This window comes from Pseudomonas kurunegalensis (assembly GCF_030291635.1).
Taxonomy (GTDB): domain Bacteria; phylum Pseudomonadota; class Gammaproteobacteria; order Pseudomonadales; family Pseudomonadaceae; genus Aquipseudomonas; species Aquipseudomonas monteilii.
Map to the genome: position 1 here is coordinate 2,120,270 of NZ_CP127871.1, position 17,809 is coordinate 2,138,078.

The 17,809-nt window shown below is 63.6% G+C and carries 14 protein-coding genes and 1 tRNA gene; 8 read left to right on the plus strand and 7 right to left on the minus strand.

Annotation, left to right across the window (positions count from 1 at the left end; translation table 11 throughout):
• Nucleotides 1-55 precede the first annotated feature (55 nt).
• On the minus strand, nucleotides 56-2,665 hold the full coding sequence (acnB, locus tag QQ992_RS09575; RefSeq protein WP_286113917.1) for a bifunctional aconitate hydratase 2/2-methylisocitrate dehydratase: 2,610 nt from the start codon (nucleotides 2,663-2,665) through the stop codon (nucleotides 56-58).
• A gap of 406 nt (nucleotides 2,666-3,071) precedes the next feature.
• Here acnB and QQ992_RS09580 point away from each other — a divergent pair, with 406 nt between their 5' ends.
• Nucleotides 3,072-3,554 carry a DUF1289 domain-containing protein gene (locus tag QQ992_RS09580; RefSeq protein WP_177410887.1) on the plus strand — a complete coding sequence of 161 codons (483 nt, stop codon included), beginning with the start codon at nucleotides 3,072-3,074 and terminating at the stop codon, nucleotides 3,552-3,554.
• Between the two features lie 10 nt (nucleotides 3,555-3,564).
• Here the strand turns inward: QQ992_RS09580 and queD are convergent, their stop codons facing one another.
• Nucleotides 3,565-3,921 (minus strand): 6-carboxytetrahydropterin synthase QueD, encoded by a 357-nt coding sequence (queD, locus tag QQ992_RS09585; RefSeq protein ID WP_019097597.1) that lies wholly within the window; start codon nucleotides 3,919-3,921, stop codon nucleotides 3,565-3,567.
• A gap of 203 nt (nucleotides 3,922-4,124) precedes the next feature.
• On the opposite strand from queD, the gene QQ992_RS09590 reads away from it, so the two are divergent.
• From QQ992_RS09590 to QQ992_RS09610, 5 genes are all read left to right on the plus strand, one after another.
• Nucleotides 4,125-4,433 (plus strand): PepSY domain-containing protein, encoded by a 309-nt coding sequence (locus tag QQ992_RS09590; RefSeq protein WP_016714736.1) that lies wholly within the window; start codon nucleotides 4,125-4,127, stop codon nucleotides 4,431-4,433.
• Complete coding sequence (locus QQ992_RS09595; protein WP_019097599.1) at nucleotides 4,433-4,747, plus strand: PepSY domain-containing protein; 315 nt, start codon at nucleotides 4,433-4,435, stop codon at nucleotides 4,745-4,747. Before QQ992_RS09590 ends, QQ992_RS09595 begins: the two co-directional genes overlap by 1 nt.
• Nucleotides 4,748-5,416 (plus strand): response regulator transcription factor, encoded by a 669-nt coding sequence (locus tag QQ992_RS09600; protein WP_019097600.1) that lies wholly within the window; start codon nucleotides 4,748-4,750, stop codon nucleotides 5,414-5,416.
• A complete protein-coding gene (locus QQ992_RS09605) occupies nucleotides 5,413-6,732 on the plus strand; it encodes an ATP-binding protein (RefSeq protein ID WP_286113187.1) in 1,320 nt (439 codons plus the stop codon). Before QQ992_RS09600 ends, QQ992_RS09605 begins: the two co-directional genes overlap by 4 nt.
• Before the next feature lie 243 nt (nucleotides 6,733-6,975).
• Nucleotides 6,976-8,130, plus strand: a complete 1,155-nt coding sequence (locus QQ992_RS09610) for an HPP family protein (protein WP_286113188.1) — start codon at nucleotides 6,976-6,978, stop codon at nucleotides 8,128-8,130.
• On the opposite strand, the gene QQ992_RS09615 is transcribed toward QQ992_RS09610, so the two are convergent.
• Nucleotides 8,104-8,970, minus strand: a complete 867-nt coding sequence (locus QQ992_RS09615) for a LysR family transcriptional regulator (protein WP_025754393.1) — start codon at nucleotides 8,968-8,970, stop codon at nucleotides 8,104-8,106. The two genes, QQ992_RS09610 and QQ992_RS09615, sit on opposite strands and share 27 nt — an antisense overlap.
• Nucleotides 8,971-9,149: 179 nt before the next feature.
• Here QQ992_RS09615 and QQ992_RS09620 point away from each other — a divergent pair, with 179 nt between their 5' ends.
• Nucleotides 9,150-11,039 (plus strand): propionyl-CoA synthetase, encoded by a 1,890-nt coding sequence (locus QQ992_RS09620; protein ID WP_286113189.1) that lies wholly within the window; start codon nucleotides 9,150-9,152, stop codon nucleotides 11,037-11,039.
• Between the two features lie 65 nt (nucleotides 11,040-11,104).
• Here the strand turns inward: QQ992_RS09620 and zapE are convergent, their stop codons facing one another.
• Nucleotides 11,105-12,175 carry a cell division protein ZapE gene (zapE, locus tag QQ992_RS09625; RefSeq protein ID WP_286113190.1) on the minus strand — a complete coding sequence of 357 codons (1,071 nt, stop codon included), beginning with the start codon at nucleotides 12,173-12,175 and terminating at the stop codon, nucleotides 11,105-11,107.
• A gap of 275 nt (nucleotides 12,176-12,450) precedes the next feature.
• On the opposite strand from zapE, the gene QQ992_RS09630 reads away from it, so the two are divergent.
• Nucleotides 12,451-12,525 (plus strand) — tRNA-Gln (locus tag QQ992_RS09630).
• 119 nt (nucleotides 12,526-12,644) lie between these two features.
• Here QQ992_RS09630 and QQ992_RS09635 read toward each other — a convergent pair.
• From QQ992_RS09635 to QQ992_RS09645, 3 genes are read right to left on the minus strand one after another with little or no spacing between them, the layout of a single operon-like run.
• On the minus strand, nucleotides 12,645-15,032 hold the full coding sequence (locus tag QQ992_RS09635; RefSeq protein WP_286113191.1) for a hybrid sensor histidine kinase/response regulator: 2,388 nt from the start codon (nucleotides 15,030-15,032) through the stop codon (nucleotides 12,645-12,647).
• 13 nt (nucleotides 15,033-15,045) lie between these two features.
• Entirely contained in the window at nucleotides 15,046-15,507 is a 462-nt protein-coding gene (locus QQ992_RS09640; protein WP_104835155.1) for a response regulator, read from the minus strand.
• A 15-nt stretch (nucleotides 15,508-15,522) separates the two neighbouring features.
• Nucleotides 15,523-17,772 (minus strand): ATP-binding protein, encoded by a 2,250-nt coding sequence (locus QQ992_RS09645; RefSeq protein ID WP_286113192.1) that lies wholly within the window; start codon nucleotides 17,770-17,772, stop codon nucleotides 15,523-15,525.
• Nucleotides 17,773-17,809: the final 37 nt, after the last annotated feature.

Here is a 17,809-nt window from a genome sequence, read left to right on the forward strand (position 1 = left end):
ATGAAAAAGCCCCGGCATCGCTGCCGGGGCTTTCTTTTACAGCGTGTAACTCAGCTTACGCCTGAACCACCGGGATCTTGGCGTTGGCTGCCGCTTCGCGGAACTCGGCGATCTGGTCGAAGCTCAGGTAGCGGTAAACGTCGGCAGCCATGCTGTCGATGTCTTTCGCGTACTGCATGTACTCTTCGACGGTCGGCAGCTTGCCGATGATCGAAGCGACAGCAGCCAGCTCGGCCGATGCCAGGTACACGTTGGTGGCGTCGCCCAGACGGTTCGGGAAGTTACGGGTCGAAGTGGAGACCACGGTCGAACCGGTCTGCACACGTGCCTGGTTACCCATGCACAGCGAGCAGCCTGGCATTTCCATGCGCGCACCGGCCTTGCCGTAGATGCCGTAGTAGCCTTCTTCGGTCAGCTGGTGGGCGTCCATTTTGGTTGGCGGGGCCAGCCACAGACGGGTCGGAATACCGCCCTTGACCTTTTCCAGCAGCTTGCCGGCAGCGCGGAAGTGACCGATGTTGGTCATGCACGAACCGATGAACACTTCGTCGATCTTCTCGCCCTGTACCGAAGACAGCAGGCGGGCATCGTCCGGGTCGTTCGGCGCGCAGAGCACAGGCTCTTTGACGTCGGCCAGGTCGATTTCGATGATTTCGGCGTATTCGGCATCGGCGTCGGCCGACAGCAGCTCAGGCTTGGCCAGCCAGGCTTCCATGGCCTGGGCGCGGCGCTCCAGGGTGCGGGCATCGCCGTAGCCTTCGCCGATCATCCAGCGCAGCAGGGTGATGTTGGACTGCAGGTACTCGGCAATGGCCTTCTCTGGCAGCTTGATGGTGCAACCGGCAGCAGAACGCTCAGCCGAGGCGTCGGACAGCTCGAAGGCTTGCTCGACGGTCAGTTCGTCCAGGCCTTCGATTTCCAGGATGCGGCCGGAGAAGGCGTTTTTCTTGCCTTTCTTCTCGACGGTCAGCAGGCCTTTCTGGATGGCGTAGTAAGGGATCGCATGCACCAGGTCACGCAGGGTGATGCCAGGTTGCAGTTTGCCCTTGAAACGCACCAGGATCGATTCCGGCATGTCCAGCGGCATGACGCCGGTGGCAGCGGCGAAGGCTACCAGGCCGGAACCGGCCGGGAACGAGATGCCGATCGGGAAGCGGGTGTGCGAGTCGCCACCGGTACCCACGGTGTCAGGCATCAGCATGCGGTTCAGCCAGCTGTGGATGATGCCGTCGCCCGGGCGCAGCGACACGCCGCCACGGGTGCGGATGAAGTCTGGCAGGGTGTGGTGGGTGGTGACGTCGATCGGCTTCGGATAGGCCGCGGTGTGGCAGAACGACTGCATGACCAGGTCAGCGGAGAAGCCCAGGCAGGCCAGGTCTTTCAGCTCGTCACGGGTCATCGGGCCAGTGGTGTCCTGGGAGCCGACGGTGGTCATCTTAGGCTCGCAGTAGGCACCCGGGCGCACGCCCTGGCCTTCTGGCAGGCCACAGGCACGGCCGACCATCTTCTGCGCCAGGGTGAAGCCCTTGCCGGTGTCGGCAGGCTGCTCTGGCTTCTTGAACAGGTCCGATGGGCCCTGGCCCAGCTCGGCGCGGGCTTTTTCGGTCAGGCCACGGCCGACGATCAGCGGGATACGGCCGCCAGCGCGGACTTCATCCAGCAGTACTTCGGTTTTCAGCTGGAAGCTGGTGACCAGCTCGTCGCTGCCGTGACGGCGCACTTCACCTTTGAACGGGTACACGTCGATGACGTCGCCCATGGCCAGGTTGGTGCAGTCGAATTCGATCGGCAGGGCGCCGGCGTCTTCCATGGTGTTGTAGAAGATCGGGGCGATCTTGGTGCCGAAGCAGAAGCCGCCGGCGCGCTTGTTCGGCACGTACGGGATGTCGTCACCGAAGAACCACAGCACCGAGTTGGTGGCGGATTTACGCGACGAACCGGTACCGACCACGTCACCGACGTAGGCAACCGGGAAGCCTTTGGCCTTGACGGCTTCGATCTGGGCCAGCGGGCCGACCGAACCTGGCTGCGACGGCTCGATGCCGTCACGGGCCATTTTCAGCATGGCCAGGGCGTGCAGCGGGATGTCAGGGCGCGACCAGGCGTCCGGGGCAGGGGACAGGTCGTCGGTATTGGTCTCGCCAGGCACCTTGAACACGGTCAGGGTGTACTTGTCGGCGATGGCCGGGCGCGAGGTGAACCACTCGCCGGCAGCCCAGGAGTCCAGCACGGCCTTGGCATGGGCGTTGCCCGCCTTGGCTTTTTCAGCCACGTCGTGGAAGGCATCGAACATCAGCAGGGTGTGCTTGAGCTGTTCGGCCGCGACGGCGCCCAGTTCGGCGTCATCCAGCAGTGCGACCAGCGTTTCGATGTTGTAGCCGCCCTGCATGGTGCCCAGCAGTTCGGTGGCGTGCGTGCGGTCGATCAGTGGCGACTTGGCTTCGCCCTTGGCGACGGCGGAGAGGAAAGCAGCCTTGACGTAGGCAGCTTCGTCGACCCCTGGCGGTACGCGGTTGGTGATCAGGTCTACGAGGAAGGCTTCTTCGCCGGCCGGCGGGTTTTTCAGCAGCTCGACCAGGCCTGCAGTTTGTTCGGCGTTCAGCGGCTGGGGCACGATACCCAGGGCGGCACGCTCTTCGATGTGTTTGCGGTAGGCTTCAAGCACAGTTATTTCCCTCATCAGTGGTCCCTAAAGGGGGTCCGGGACGCTCATCCAGCATTCCATGCACCCATGCGCTGCTACGGCTTTTTGGGCCGCCCAGCCAGGGTCGCAAAGAATCCTTACAGAAGCTGCTTTCAAAGTTTTACGCCTGCAGAACGGGGAGCTGATGAGGGCTGGCGCGGGCATGCGAGGGGTGCATGGCCCGGGCCAACGCCGTTCTACCGGATTAACTGTGCTCGTGACGCTTTGAAAACAGCTTCCAACGGACATTGTTGCCTTTGAAAAGGCGGGATGATTCTACGGCAAAAAAAGCCCGAAGGTAAGGCGCAGAAGATGACTTTAACGAGTGACCCTGGTTAGACAAAGGGCTAACATGGGGCCGTGTTCCACCGCCAAGCTGTTGTTTTTCATGTCCAACAAGTCCATCAAGACCCCTTGCGTCGGCCTGTGCTCCACGGTGTACGGAGACACGGTGTGCCGTGGCTGCAAGCGCTTCCACCACGAAGTGATCAACTGGAACGGCTACGACGACGCGCAGAAGCGCGCGGTATGGCTGCGCCTTGAGCAGTTGCTGGTGCAGGTGATGATGGCCAAGCTGGAGGTGTTCGACAAAGGCTTGCTGCGCCAGCAGCTGGAACAGCGCTCCATCCGCTTTGTCGAGCAGCAGTCGGAGTATTGCTGGGCGTACCAGCTGATTGCCCGTGGGGCGCGGATGATCCGGGACCTTGAGGCCTACGGCATGGTCTTGCTGCCGGAGTTCCGCGACTGGGAACTGCCGCAATTGCGCGATGCCATCGACCGCGAATTCTTCCTGCTTTCAGAAGCGCATTACCAGCGCTACATCGCCCCCAGCTTCCTGCGCGATGCCATGGGCAGCACGCAGGGGCAGTGAGCCGGGCGAATCAGTCGCCGGTGTATTCACACCCGCTGGTGCAGGTTTCGTGGATGCGCACCTTCGACAGCTCCGGCATCAGCGGCTTGACCTGCTCCCAGATCCACTTGGCGATCACTTCGCTGGTGGGGTTTTCCAGGCCCGGGATGTCGTTCAGGTAGTTGTGGTCCAGCTGATCATAGATTGGCTTGAAGATCGCCTTGACCTCGGCGAAGTCGCGAATCCAGCCGGTGTGCGGGTCCAGCGGGCCGGTCAGGTGCAGGCCGACCTTGAACGAATGGCCATGCAGGCGGCCGCATTTGTGCCCTTCGGGAACGTGGGGCAGGCGGTGGGCCGACTCAAAAGTGAACTCTTTAAAAATTTCCACGCTGTCATAACTCTGTGTGAATCAACAATGCGCGCAGTCTACCAGCATGCCCGCTACAAGGCTTGCAGGTGTTCATGCAACCGCCCGGTGGTGTGGTCTTGACCTGCGCTATCATGCTGCCAGCTTTTTTCAGGTTGAATTAAGGACCGGTGGTTAATCTTAACCCCGTAGACAACTTGCACAGTTCTCAGGAGAGAAGCACGATGAAAACCTTGACTGCCCTGTTCACCGCCGCCGCCCTTGCCCTGGGCGCCAATGCCGCCTTCGCCAAGGACGTACAGCCTGACGAAGTGGTCAAACTGGTCAACGCCAAGACCATCAAGTCGCTCGACGAGCTGAAAGCCACCGCCGTGGCCAAGCACCCGGGCGCCACGGTCACCGATTCGGAGCTGGAAGACGAGTACGGCCGCTACATCTACAAGGTCGAACTGCGTGACACGCAGAACGTAGAATGGGACGTGGCGCTGGACGCCAAGACCGGTGAAGTGCTGAAGGACGAGCGGGACAACTGATGATTCACTTACCGCGGCCAGCGCGCTACCTCGCGCTGGCGCTGCTGGCCGTGTGTTCGCTGGCCGCTGCCCGCGACCTTGACCAGGACGAAGCCCTGAAGCTGCGCCAGAAGGGCGTCATCCTGCCCCTCGAGCAATTGCTGGAAACCGCCCTGGGGCGTTACCCCGGGGCGCGTTTGCTGGAGGCCGAGCTGGAAGAGGACGACGATCGCTACGAATATGAAGTCGAGCTGCTGACGGCGGACGGTGTGGTGCGCGAGATCAAGCTCGATGCCAGCACCGGCGCCTTGCTCAAAGACGAGGAAGACGACTGAATGCGCCTGTTGCTTGTCGAGGACAATGTACCGCTGGCCGACGAGCTGACCACCGGCCTGCAGCGCCAGGGTTATGCCGTGGACTGGCTGGCTGACGGCCGTGATGCGGTGTATCAGGGTCAGAGCGAGCCCTACGACCTGATCATCCTCGACCTTGGCCTGCCGGGCTTGCCGGGCCTGGACGTGCTCGCCCAGTGGCGTGCCGCCGGCCTGGCCACACCGGTATTGATCCTTACCGCCCGTGGCTCGTGGGCCGAGCGTATCGAAGGGCTGAAAGCCGGGGCTGATGACTACCTGAGCAAACCGTTCCACCCGGAAGAGTTGCAACTGCGCATCCAGTCGCTGCTGCGCCGTGCGCGTGGCCTGGCCAATCAGCCAACACTGGAGGCTGCCGGCCTGCACCTGGATGAAAGCCGCCAGTGCGTGAGCCGTGATGGCGTGGATGTGCAGCTGACCGCCGCCGAGTTCCGCCTGCTGCGCTACTTCATGCTGCACCCGCAGCAGATCCTGTCCAAGAGCCACCTGGCCGAGCACCTCTACGACGGTGAAACCGAGCGGGATTCGAACGTGCTGGAAGTACACGTCAACCACTTGCGCCGCAAGCTGGGCCGCAGCGTGATCGAGACCCGACGCGGGCAAGGCTATATCTACGCGGGGAGCACCGGGTGAAGTCGATCCAGGCGCGTTTGAGCCTTGGCCTGATCGCGGTGCTGGTGGTAGTCGGCGTGGTCCTGGCGCAACTGACCTTGTGGTTGTTCGAGGCCGGCCTGCAACGTTACCTGGAAAACGGCCTGCGCAAGGAAAGCGAGAACCTGCTGGTGGCACTGGTGCGCGGGCCATCCGGCCTGCAGCTGGATGAGCGGCGTATCTCGGCGGCGTATCAGCGGCCTTTTTCCGGTTATTACTTCCGTATCGATTTCGACAAAGGCACCTGGCGTTCACGCTCGCTGTGGGACCTGGACATGCCCAAGCCTGCTGCGCCAGGCCTTTCCGACAGCCATGAACTCGGCCCTGAAGGGCAGCAACTGCTAGCCCTGCGCGCTGACTACCGGCGCCTGGGTCAAGACATCTCCATCAGCGTCGCGCAGGATTACTCGCCGGTGCGTGAGGGCTTTCGGCGCATGCAGCAGATCGGCCTTGGCATGGGCCTGGTGGCACTGATTCTGGTGTTGGTGCTGCAACGCATGACCGTAACGCGCTCGCTGCGGCCGTTGGAACGGGCGCGCCAGCAGATCGCCCAACTGCAGCAGGGCCAGCGGTCACAACTGGATGCCGAGGTGCCCAGCGAGCTGGCCCCGCTGGTGGGGCAGATCAACCACTTGCTTAGCCATACCGAAGACAGCTTGCGGCGTTCGCGCAATGCCTTGGGTAACCTGGGGCATGCACTGAAGACACCGTTGGCGGTGCTGCTGAGCCTGGCGTCCAGCGAGCGCCTGAAGGACTTGCCCGAGGTGCGGGCGCAGATGCGTGAGCAACTGGAGCAGATTCAGCAGCGGTTGGCGCGTGAACTGAATCGCGCGCGGTTGGCGGGTGATGCCTTGCCCGGTGCGCAATTCGATTGCGATGCCGAACTGCCGGGGTTGCTGAGCACGTTGGGCATGATCCATGGGGAAGGGCTGCTGCTGGCCAGCGATGTGCCCCCCGGGTTGCTGTTGCCATGGGACCGTGAGGACTTCCTGGAGTTGCTGGGCAACCTGTTGGACAACGCCTGCAAGTGGGCCGACAGCGAGGTGCGCCTCGGTATTGAGTCGAATGCCGAGGGCTATCAGGTATGGGTCGATGATGACGGCCCGGGGATTCCCGAGGGCCAGCGGCAGCAGGTGCTGGAGCGCGGTTCGCGGCTCGATGAACAGGTGGACGGGCACGGCCTGGGGCTGGGCATCGTGCGCGACATCGTCGAGGCCTGGGGTGGGCGGCTGGCCTTGCTGGAGAGCCCGCTGGGTGGGCTTCGCGTCAATATCGACCTGCCGCGCAAGGCCCGATAATGCCGGGGCCGCTGTGCGCCCCCCTAGGCCCTATCAGTACTGCAAAATAATTGCAGTACAGCCGCATTTTTTTGAATTAGCCCAATCTCCCCCCGCCCGGCAAAATCCCGTTCACGAAACCCTGCGGTTTCCATCTCTCCACGGACGGAGCCCCTTGTGGTATTGCACGCGCAATACGAGGCCCAGGCCACCTCGGCTGGGCTTTCTTTTTAATCAGAAAAACCAAAGATTCCGACTACTTAAATGCCTGCCTCGCGTTCCGAAAGTCGTCTGCAGCGGCTGTTGCCGGCGCCCCTGAATATCCCCCCAAAAGAATGGCTGCGTGCCGCTATCGGTGCGTTGCTCGGCCTGTTCCTCGCCGGCTGGCTGACCAGCATCGCCTATGGCCCCGGTATTGCCCTGCACCTGCTTGGCCCGCTGGCCGCCTCGGCTGTGCTGGTGTTCGCCGTGCATTCCGGCCCACTGGCCCAACCCTGGCCGGTGCTGGGCAGCTATGCCCTGGCGGGCGCGGTCGGCCTGGCCATGCGCGAAGGCTTCGGCCCCGAGCTGTGGGTGGCCGCTGCCGCCCTGGGTATCTCGCTGCTGGTGATGTGCCTGCTGCGCTGCCTGCACCCACCGGGTGGCGGGGTGGCGGTGAGTGCCGTGCTGGCTGACGCAGGGCTGACCGCCATGGGCGACCACCTGCTGGAGCCGGTGCTGCTCAATGCGTTGATCCTGGTGACAGTGGCGATTGTCTACAACCGCCTGACGGGCGTGCGCTACCCGAAAGGCGCGGTGCCGCGCAAAGACCTGCACCACACCCATGACCCGCTGCCCGGCGAGCGGGTGGGCATCCGCAGTGAAGACCTGGACCAGGCCCTGGAAGAGCTGGGCGAGTTCGTCGACGTCACCCGTGACGAGCTGGAACGCATCATTCTCGCCACCGAGCAGCACGCCCTGCAGCGTAGTCTGGGCGGTATTACGGCGGCCTCGGTGATGTCCCGCGACGTGCAGTTCGCCACGCCCGACACCACCCTTGAGCAGGCCTGGAAAATGCTCGCCAGCCACCACCTGAAAACCCTGCCGGTGTTACAGCATGGCAAGCTGGTGGGCATCGTCAGCCTCAGCGACCTGGTTGGCCCGGCCATGCAGCGCGGCCGTTTCAGCTGGCGCGGGCTGTTTGGCCGCAAGGCGGTGCGCATGGAGCAGGTGATGAGCCGGCGGGTGGTGAGTGTCAGCAGCCAGCACCCGTTGGAGCGCCTGCTGCCGCTGTTGTGCGAACAAGGCTTGCACTGCCTGCCGGTGCTCGACGCCGACCAGCTGGTGGGGGTGATTACCCAGACTGACCTTATTGCCGGCCTCAAGCGCCAGTTGCTCAGCAACGCCGAGGCTTCAGATAACCGGGTCCCAGCGCTGTGACCAGTCGCTGGCGCCGGCAGCCACCAGTCGGCGCAAGATGGCGAAGGCCTGTTGAAGGGCTTCGCTGTCGCGTTCGCGTGGATACACCAGGAAGGTTGGGTAAGTGAACTCCGGCGCCTGTGGTACCCGCTCGAACACACCGCTGTCCAGGTACGCCTGCACCACCCGCGTGCGAAAGTAACCGCTGCCACCTTGGTCGAGAATGAACTGCAACGCCAACGGGCCGAGGTTGAAGCTTAACGCCGGGCGCGCGCAATCGGGCAGGGCGGCATCGTGCCGGCGGCGGAAGGCCTCGCCCCAGTCGATGTAGATATACGGTTCGGGTTGGTCGACGCGGCGCACGCGGATCAGTTTCTCTTCCATCAACTGTTCCACCTGCAAGCCCGGCCCGTAGGTCGGCTGGTACACCAGTGCAGCGTCCAGCAGGCCCATCTCGACCTTGCGCAGCAGCGACTCGCCGTCGCTCACTTCGCTGCGTATGGCGTGGCTGGGCAGTTCACGGTGCAGGGCAGTGACCCAGTCGAGCAACATCGGGTTACCCAGGCTGACTTCTGCCCCCACATGCAGCACTTGCTGGCAGCCTTCAGGCAGCGGCAGGTCGCGCCGCGCTGCTTCCCAGGTTTGCACCAGCTGGTTGGCATAACTGACAAAGGCCTCGCCGTCGCTGGTCAGGCTGGCACCGTTGCGGCTGCGCACGAACAGCTGGCAGCCCAATTGCTGCTCCAGGCGCTGCACCCGGGCGGTAATGGCTGTCTGTGACACGAACAGGCGTTCGGCGGCGGCGACCAGGCTGCCGCAACGCACGATTTCCAGAAAGGTTCGGGCCTGTTCGATATCCATGGGCTGCTCGGTGGCTGAAGGGTGGCCTATTCTAGAGGCTTTGCACCGTTATGGGGCGCTTTTGCGTTGTCTGCAAATTTGCAGGTCGGTTGTGACTTTAGTCCCATGGCGGCGCTGTTGTAGCGGTCCATACTCAAGGTTCGCCCTTCAATAACAACAAGTACCGGGTTCCTTTCGCTATGAGCTATCAGCACAGCTACGCCCATTCCATTTCCGACCCTGCCGCATTCTGGGCGGAACAGGCCGCGCACCTGGCCTGGCACCGCAAGCCTGCCCTTACCCTGCAAGGCAACGCCGACGGTACCCACCGCTGGTTCGCCGATGGCCGCCTGAACAGTTGCTACCTGGCCCTCGATCACCAGATCGACCTGGGCCGTGGCGAGCAGCTGGCACTGATTTACGACTCGCCGGTGACGGGCGTGCAGCAGGCCTACACCTACAACCAGTTGCGCGACGAAGTGGCGCGCCTGGCCGGCTTGCTGCGCCAGTTGGGGGTAAACAAGGGCGATGGTGTGATCATCTACATGCCCATGGTGCCGCAGGCGGCCATGGCCATGCTGGCCTGCGCGCGCATTGGTGCGGTGCACTCGGTGGTGTTCGGTGGCTTTGCCGCCAACGAGCTGGCGCTGCGCATCGATGACGCCCGGCCGACGCTGTTGCTCACGGCATCCTGCGGGCTGGAGTTCGACCGGGTGATTGCCTACAAGCCGCTGGTCGACCGTGCCCTGCAACTGGCCCGGCACCAGCCGCGCAATGTGCTGGTGCTGCAACGGCCGCAGGCGCAAGCTGAACTGCAACCAGGCCGCGACCTGGACTGGCAGGCGGCCTTGGCCGGCGCCACGCCGGTCGCCCCGGTCGAACTGGATGCCGGTGACCCGCTGTACATCATGTACACCTCGGGCACCACCGGCAAACCTAAGGGTATCGTCCGGGAAAACGGCGGTAATGCTGTGGCGCTGTGTTATGCCATGCGCCATATCTATGGCATGCAGGCCGGCGATGTGTGGTGGGGCATTTCCGACGTGGGCTGGGTGGTCGGCCACTCGCTGATCGTCTACGGGCCGTTGATGAGCGGCTGCACCACGGTGTTCTATGAAGGCAAGCCAATTCGCACCCCGGACGCCTCGGCCTACTGGCGGGTGGTGGAGCAATACAAAGTCAATGCGCTGTTCTGTGCGCCCACCGCCATGCGTGCCATCCGCAAGGAAGACCCGGAGGGCGAGCTGATCCGCAAACATGACCTCAGCTCGCTGCGCCAGCTGTTCCTGGCGGGTGAGAAGCTCGACTCAAGCACCCATGAATGGCTGGAGCGGGTCAGTGGCAAACCGGTGCACGACCATTGGTGGCAGACCGAAACCGGCTGGCCGGTCACTGCGCCCTGCGTCGGGCTGGAAGGCAGCGCGGCCAAGCCGGGCTCAAGCAACCGGGCGGTACCGGGCTACCATGTGCGTGTCGTGGATGACGAAGGCCACTTGCTGGGGCCTAATCACCAAGGCTCGATTGTCATTGCGCTGCCGTTGCCGCCCGGATGCAGCCAGACGCTATGGGGCGACCACGAGCGTTACGTGCAGGCCTACCTGCGCACCTATCCGGGTTACTACCACACAGGCGATGGCGGCTACCTGGACGATGATGGCTTTGTCTACATCATGGGGCGCACGGATGACGTGATCAACGTGTCCGGGCACCGCCTGTCCACCGGCGAAATGGAAGACCTGGTGGCCTGTCACCCGGCGGTGGCCGAGTGCGCGGTGATTGGTGTGCACGACGAGATCAAGGGGCAGGTGCCGCTGGCGCTCGTTGTGCTCAAGGACGGCGAGGGCATCAGCGAGGCGCAGTTGCTGGTGGACCTGGTGGGCAGCGTACGCGAGGCAATCGGCCCGCTGGCCTGTTTCAACCGGGTTCGGCTGGTGAAGCGTTTGCCTAAAACGCGGTCGGGGAAGATCTTGCGGGCGGTGCTGCGCAAGATTGCCGACGGGCAGGACTATGTGCCGCCGTCGACCCTGGATGACCCGGCGGTGCTGGGGGAGATCGAGGGGGTGCTGGCGGATTTGCCCAGGGCGGGTTGATGCGCTGACTCTTCTGGCCTCTTCGCGGGGTTACCCGCGAAAAGGCCGTTTCAGGCAATGTAGACCTAAAGGGCTACCTGATGCAGTTGCCCCAACCGGCTGCGGGTACGCATCAGGTCGGCAAGCGGCCCGCCGAGGCTCTCTTCCAGCGGTCGCTTGCCAATCACCGTCACTTGGCGGTCCTGGTCATACAGCACATCCACCAGGTTGACGAAGCGCTGCTGGGCTGCCAGCGAACACTCCGCCAGGTCATCCAGCCCATCAATGATCCACTCATCGTACTGCTGCGCCAGCACCAGGTAGTCGATCACCGCCGTGGCCTTTTCGCACAAGTCGTCAAACCCGAGCACCACCCGCCGGCCGTCGATGGCCAGTGCGCGTAGTGGGCGCTTGTTCACTTCCAGTATCACTGGCTGTTCTTCCGGCACATTCAGCGCCTGGCGCTGCGCGGCATCGCCTGGCCATACATAATGGCCCTGGGTGAAACGCTGGTGCTCGCGGTTGGCCGGCAGGCTGCGAAAATCCGTATCGCCGCCTACCTCCAGCACTTCCATGGCGCTGTTGATCAGGCGGATCACGGGCAGGAAACGCTCGTGGTACAGCGGGTTGGGCAGCAAGCCTTCAGGGGCGTAGTTGGAGGTCACCAGCAGGAACATGCCACGGGCGAACAAGGCGTTAAACAACCGGGTGAGCAGCATGGCATCGCCAATGTCATGCACATGGAACTCATCGAAGCACAGCACCCGGCAATCGCCCACCAGCTCATCGAGTGTGGCACCCAGTGCATCGTCCAATGCCCGGTGGCGGTGCATGCCCTGGTGCAGGCGGGCAAAGAAGTCATGAAAGTGCAGGCGCAGTTTGGCTTCTACCGGCACCGCCTGAAAAAAGCCATCGAGCAGCCAGCTTTTGCCGCGTCCCACCGAGCCGTACAGGTAAAGGCTGCGTGGCTGCCCTTGTTCGAGCTGTGCCAGTTGTGTGGCCATGCACTGGATCACCCGTCGCTGGCCATCACTCAGCTGGTAACCCCGGCTGCGGGCTTTGTCCTCGAACCAGTCGAGCAGTTCACTGTGGTTGGCTTCGGCGCCACGCAGGCGTTGGCCAAGCTGGCGAAGTGGGGCGGGGATCCAGGCAGACAAATGCACAGCTCCTTGGGCGATGGCGGGGCAGCGTGCAGCTTGCCCGAGGGCGGCCATTTTGACTAATACAGAAAGTGGCCGGCAATGATCGCTTCATGCGATAGGTCTGGCATCAGCGCGGGTGAAAATGACTAACCCGCTGTTTTCTGGCAATTTTTTTTCATCAGGGGCTTCACAGATCAAAACTTTGTTGTTAAAGTGCCGCGCATTCCAAGACAACAACCCAGTTGTCACTCAGTTGGAATTGTCAGAGCAGCAAACGCTGCATCCGATACAGGGGCGTCGCCAAGCGGTAAGGCAGCAGGTTTTGATCCTGCCATGCGTTGGTTCGAATCCAGCCGCCCCTGCCATTTTTCAGATTCAAACGTATATCACCCGGTGCTTCGAAAGATGAGCGCTGGGTTTTGTCGTTTTTGTCGTTTTTGTCGTTTTGCGCGCTGTCTGTAGAGCGGCCTTGTGCCGCTCTCAACTAACCTGCAATCCCCAGCATTTCATTCAGCACCCTGGCCAGCTCATCCGCCTGCACGGGCTTCTGGATCACCACGCTGCCCGGTAACTCCAGGCCCTGCAACTCCGCATAACCGGTAAGAAACACCACCGGCAGGTGCGGGTAGCGGTCACGGGCCGCCAGCGCCAACTGCGCGCCGTTGAACTCGGGCATGGCGAAATCGGTAAGCAGCAGGTCGATTTCCCCATCCAGCAGGGCCAGGGCCTGTTCGCCGCTGTGCGCCTGGCGCACCTGGTAGCCGTACTGGCGCAACACGTCGCCCAGCATGTCGCGCACCAGGTGGTCATCATCCACCAGCAGCACCGTACGGTTGCGGCCACTGTCGCTGACCGACTGCCTGAGCAGCGGTACGGCCGGTTCGCTCATGGCCTGCTCCTTGACCGCCGGCAGATACACCGCCACCTGCGTGCCACGGCCAGGTACGGTGTCGATGCGCACACCGCCCCCGGACTGTTTGGCAAAGCCGAACACCTGGGCCAGGCCAAGGCCGGAGCCCTTGCCGATGTCCTTGGTGGTAAAGAACGGCTCGAACACCTTGGCCAGCACGTCTTCGCTCATGCCACAGCCGGTATCGCGGATGCTCAGCATCACATATTCCCCAGGCTCCGGGTCTTCGGGGCGCTGCGGGCGGGTATCGATGCGGGTGTTGTGCGTTGTCAGGGTCAGCTGGCCGCCATCGGGCATGGCATCGCGGGCATTGATCGCCAGGTTGAGGATGATCATTTCGGTCTGGGTAGGGTCGGTCAGGGCCTGCCACAGGGCCGGGTCCAGGTCCAGGCGTACCGAGACGTTACCGCCCAAGGTGCGGCTTAACAGTTCTTCCAGGCCGGCCAGGGTGCGATTGAGGTTCAGCGGCACGGGTTCCAGGCGCTGACGGCGGGAAAACGCCAGCAGCTGTGAAGTCAGCTTGGCGCCACGCTCGCCGGCTTCGCGGATGTGCGTGAGGCGCGTGCGGGCTTTGTCCAGGTTGGCCTTGGCCAGGTCGCGCTCGAGAAAGCTGGCGCCGGTGAGGATGACCGTCAGCAGGTTGTTGAAGTCGTGGGCCACGCCTGCGGTCAGCTGGCCGACCGCTTCCAGCCGTTGCATCTGTTGCAGCGCCGCCTCGATGCGTTCGCGCTCGTTGATTTGCTCGCGCAGGCGCGTGTTGGCTTCTGCCAGGCCAAGGGCGGCTTCGCGCTCGCTGGTAATGTCGCGCGCCACCACGTACAGCAAGGTGTCTTCGGGCACCACCACCCACGACAGCCAGCGCTGCTGCCCACCGGCATGCAGGATGCGCCCGACGAAGCGGGCACTGGTGCGGCCGTGGGCGAGGGCGGCCAGTTCGGTAAGCAACAGTTCCTGATCGTGCTCGGGCAGCAGGTGCAGCAAGGAGGACTGGCTCAGGCGCTCGCGGGAGAAGCCCAGGCTGGCTTCCCAGGCGGGGTTGAGTGCGACTGGGGTCAGGTCCTTGTTGAGCACGGCCAGCAGGTCCTGCGACAGCTCCCAGGCGCGGTCGCGTTCACGGGTGCGGCGTTCCACCCGCTCGCCCAGCATCTCGTTGAGCTGGCGCAGCGCCTGGGTGGCCAGGCGCTGGGTGTGGATGTCCTGCAGTACGCCGGAAAAACGCACGCATTGGTCGTTGACGAACTGGCACTGGCCGCTGCTAAGCAACCAGCGTGGCTCCAGCCCGTTGGGTTGGGCAATACGGAACTCGACCCGGTAGTGGCCGCCGCTTTCCGGGCGCATGGCGTGCTCCACCGCCTCGCGCACCAGTGGCAGGTCGTCGGGGTAGATGCCGGCGTAGAACACGTCAAGGCTCATTTCGGTGCTGGTGGGCAGGCCGAACAACGTCTTGCAGCGGTCGTCCCACAGCAGCAGGCCTTCTTGCGGGCGCAGGTCCCAGGTGCCCATGCCGGCAGCGTCGATGGCGATGCGGGCACGGGCTTCGACATCTGCCAGTGCCTCTTCGGCGCGGCGCCGGCGCTGGCGTTCCTGCACCTCGGTCAGCGCCCGGCGCACGGCCTTGGGCAGCAGCGGCAAGTTCTTTTTCAGCACGTAGTCGGTGGCGCCGAGGCGGATCATTTCCACCGCGTGCTCTTCGCCATAGATGCCGGACAGGAAAATGAACGGTATGTCTGGCGCCAGGCGTTGGGCGATGGCCAGCACCTCGGTGCCGGACGAGCCTGGCAGCACGCAGTCGCACAGGATCAGGTCATAGCGGGCCTCACGCAGGGCGTGTTCGACACCCGCATGGTCGAACACCAGCCGGTGCTGCACATTCAGCCCGCTGCGCTCCAGGCGCATCAGGGTCAGCTCGGCGTCCATCGAGCTGTCTTCGACCATCAGTATTTTCAACGGCGTTTGCTGCATCGTTGCGGCGGCCTCAGTTGCTACCGCGACGGTTCAGCCGCAGTGAGCCGGGTGGCGGTTCGTTGAGCACTGCCCAGAATACCCCGAGGTCGGAGATGGCGGCGACGAATTCCTTGAACTCCACCGGTTTGACCACATACGCGTTCACCCCCAACTCGTAGGCGCGTAGCAGGTCGGGCTCCTCCCGCGAGGAGGTCAGCATGACGGTGGGGATGCTGCGCAGTTCGGGTGTGGCACGTACTGCCTTGAGCACTTCCAGGCCATCGACCTTGGGCAGTTTCAGGTCCAGTAACAGCACGGCAGGGTTGCCGTCGTCGCGATCGGCATAGGCATTGCGGCGCAGCAGGTAGTCCAGGGCATCGGCGCCGTCGCGCAGCACGATGACTTCGTTGGCCAACTGGCTGCGCTCCAGGGCCAGCAGCGTCAGCTCCAGGTCCCTTGGGTTGTCTTCGACCAGCAGGATGGGTTTGAGCATGGTGATAGTGGTGCCTCAGGTGGATGCGGGGTGGTGCGGCAGGGTGAAGTGGAAGCTGGCCCCCTGGTCGATCTGGCCAGTGGCCCAGACCCGGCCGTCATGGCGCTCGATGATACGGCGTACGCTGGCCAGGCCAATCCCGGTGCCTTCGAAGTCCTCCATGCGGTGCAGGCGCTGGAACACACCGAACAGCTTGTTGGCGTAGGCCATGTCGAAGCCTACGCCATTATCGACGATGCAGATTTCGGTTTCGTCAGGGTGCTGTACCGCGTGGATGCCTATGTGCGCGGGGTTACGGCCACGCGTGTACTTGATGGCATTGGCGATCAGGTTGTGCAAGGCCATGTTGATGAATGCCGGGTCGCCGATCACCTTGGGCAGTGCAGCGATGTCCCAAACGATTGCGCGGCCTTCGTAATCCGGCGCCAGCTCGCTGCGAATCGCATCGACCAGTGTGTTGAGGTCGACGTCGGACAGGCGCAAGGCCGAGCGGCCCATTTGCGAGAAGTTGAGCAGGTTGTCCACCAGGCTGCCGGCGAAGTGCGCCGCTTCTCCGATATGCTGAAGGTAGCGCTTGCCGCGTTCGCTCAGGCCCTGGCCTTCGATTTCGCCGAGAAGCTCCGTGTAGCCGGCGATGTGCCGCAAGGGGGCGCGCAGGTCGTGGGACACACTGTATGAAAATGCTTCAAGCTCCTTGTTCGAACGGCGCAACTCGCCTGCCAGTTGCGCCAGCTCTTCGGCCTTGCGCAACACAATGCCCAGCACGGCGCTGCGCAACTCCATCACGCCCTCGATCACCAGCGGGTCCCAGGGCTCGCAGTAGCCGCGCAGTTCTTCCTGCCAGCGTTCAAAACTGTGTCGCGGGTCGAGGTTGCCCTGCGGCCCGGCCTGCTTGGTCGGCTGGCCAGCCCAGTTCACCGTGCGCACCTGCTCGGGGCGGAACCAAAGCAGGTAGTGCGAGTGAATCTGCGAGATGGCCACCGCCAGCACACCGCCCGCATGGGCGGCCAGTTCGGGCAGGTCGGTGATGTCACGGCGCAGGTTGTCACTGTGGAACACCGTGTCTGCACCGCGCTGACCAAGCCAGTGCACCAGCGCGGTCACCTGGGCTTCGGGCGGGGTCTTGCCGATCAGGTCGCAGCGTTCGGCCGAGATCACGGCGGCACCCTGGGCACCGGCAAAGGCCAGCAGCACATGGGGCAGGTCGCGCAGGCCGTCGCTGACGCTGTCATGGTCGGCCATGGACGAGATCATGCGCACAATGTGTTGGCGCAGCGCCAGCAGCTTGCGTGTGCTGGCATGCGCCTCGCGGGACTCGATCTGCAGCGACAGCACGCTGGCCAGCAGCTCGCTGGCCGTGCGGGTACGCAGGTCTACTGCACGCGGCTGCTGATGGTGGCAGGACACCAGCCCCCACAGCTCACCGTCAACCACGATCGACAACGACATCGAGGCCAGCGTGCCCATGTTGCGCATGTATTGCAGGTGTACCGGTGACACGCTGCGCAGCGCGGCGAAGCTCATGTCCAGTGCCTTGCCGGTACGCGGGTTGGTGGCCGGCTGCAGGGGCGAGGGTTGGTAGTTGGCGTCTTCGATCACGCGGATGCGGTTCACCCGGTACAGCTCGCGCGCCTGGCGCGGGATGTCGGCAGCCGGGAAGCATAGGCCCAGGTAACGGGGGTAGCCCGGGTCGGCCACCTCGGCCAGCACCTGGCCGTTGCCATCGGCATCGAAACGGTACGCCTTGACCCGGCCAAAACCGGTGATGCGCTTGAGTTGCAGCACTGTTTGCTGCAGCAGGTCTTCAAGGCTGCTGGCCAGCTGAAGGCTGCCAACGAAGCTGCGCACCAGTGGGTAGTAGTCGCCTTGCCCGGCCAGGTCCGGCGGCAGGCGTGGGGGTTCGAGCTCGGCCACCAGCACGTCGTCGTGACAGTGCACCAGCAGGTGCAACGGGGTGCTGAACGGCGCGCCCTGGCGCAAGCGCACGTCGCCAATGTGAAAAGGGAAGACTTCATCGTCGGGTAACCGCGCGAGCTGCGCGCGCAGGTCAAAACCGTCGCTGACCAGGTGGGTGAAGTGGCAACCGATCAGCTCCCGGGCCGGCAAGCCCAGCCAGTGCTCGACATTTTCACTGGCCTGTAGCACGCACAGGTCGGTGGCATCCAGCACCAGCAAGAAACCGTGGGGCTGGATGCTGCTCGGCACGTGGATCGGTTCCCGGGCACAGCGTTCCATGGCTTCTGCCAGCGTGTTGTCTGCAGTCATCAATGAAAACGCTCCTGTCTTGTCCGTCCATGTATGG

Coding starts and splice junctions, on each gene's coding strand:
- QQ992_RS09580 (WP_177410887.1), top strand. CDS start 3,072: ATGTCCAACAAGTCCATCAAGACCCCTTGCGTCGGCCTGTGCTCCACG.
- QQ992_RS09590 (WP_016714736.1), top strand. CDS start 4,125: ATGAAAACCTTGACTGCCCTGTTCACCGCCGCCGCCCTTGCCCTGGGC.
- QQ992_RS09595 (WP_019097599.1), top strand. CDS start 4,433: ATGATTCACTTACCGCGGCCAGCGCGCTACCTCGCGCTGGCGCTGCTG.
- QQ992_RS09600 (WP_019097600.1), top strand. CDS start 4,748: ATGCGCCTGTTGCTTGTCGAGGACAATGTACCGCTGGCCGACGAGCTG.
- QQ992_RS09610 (WP_286113188.1), top strand. CDS start 6,976: ATGCCTGCCTCGCGTTCCGAAAGTCGTCTGCAGCGGCTGTTGCCGGCG.
- QQ992_RS09615 (WP_025754393.1), bottom strand. CDS start 8,970: ATGGATATCGAACAGGCCCGAACCTTTCTGGAAATCGTGCGTTGCGGC.
- QQ992_RS09620 (WP_286113189.1), top strand. CDS start 9,150: ATGAGCTATCAGCACAGCTACGCCCATTCCATTTCCGACCCTGCCGCA.
- QQ992_RS09635 (WP_286113191.1), bottom strand. CDS start 15,032: ATGCAGCAAACGCCGTTGAAAATACTGATGGTCGAAGACAGCTCGATG.
- QQ992_RS09640 (WP_104835155.1), bottom strand. CDS start 15,507: ATGCTCAAACCCATCCTGCTGGTCGAAGACAACCCAAGGGACCTGGAG.
- QQ992_RS09645 (WP_286113192.1), bottom strand. CDS start 17,772: ATGACTGCAGACAACACGCTGGCAGAAGCCATGGAACGCTGTGCCCGG.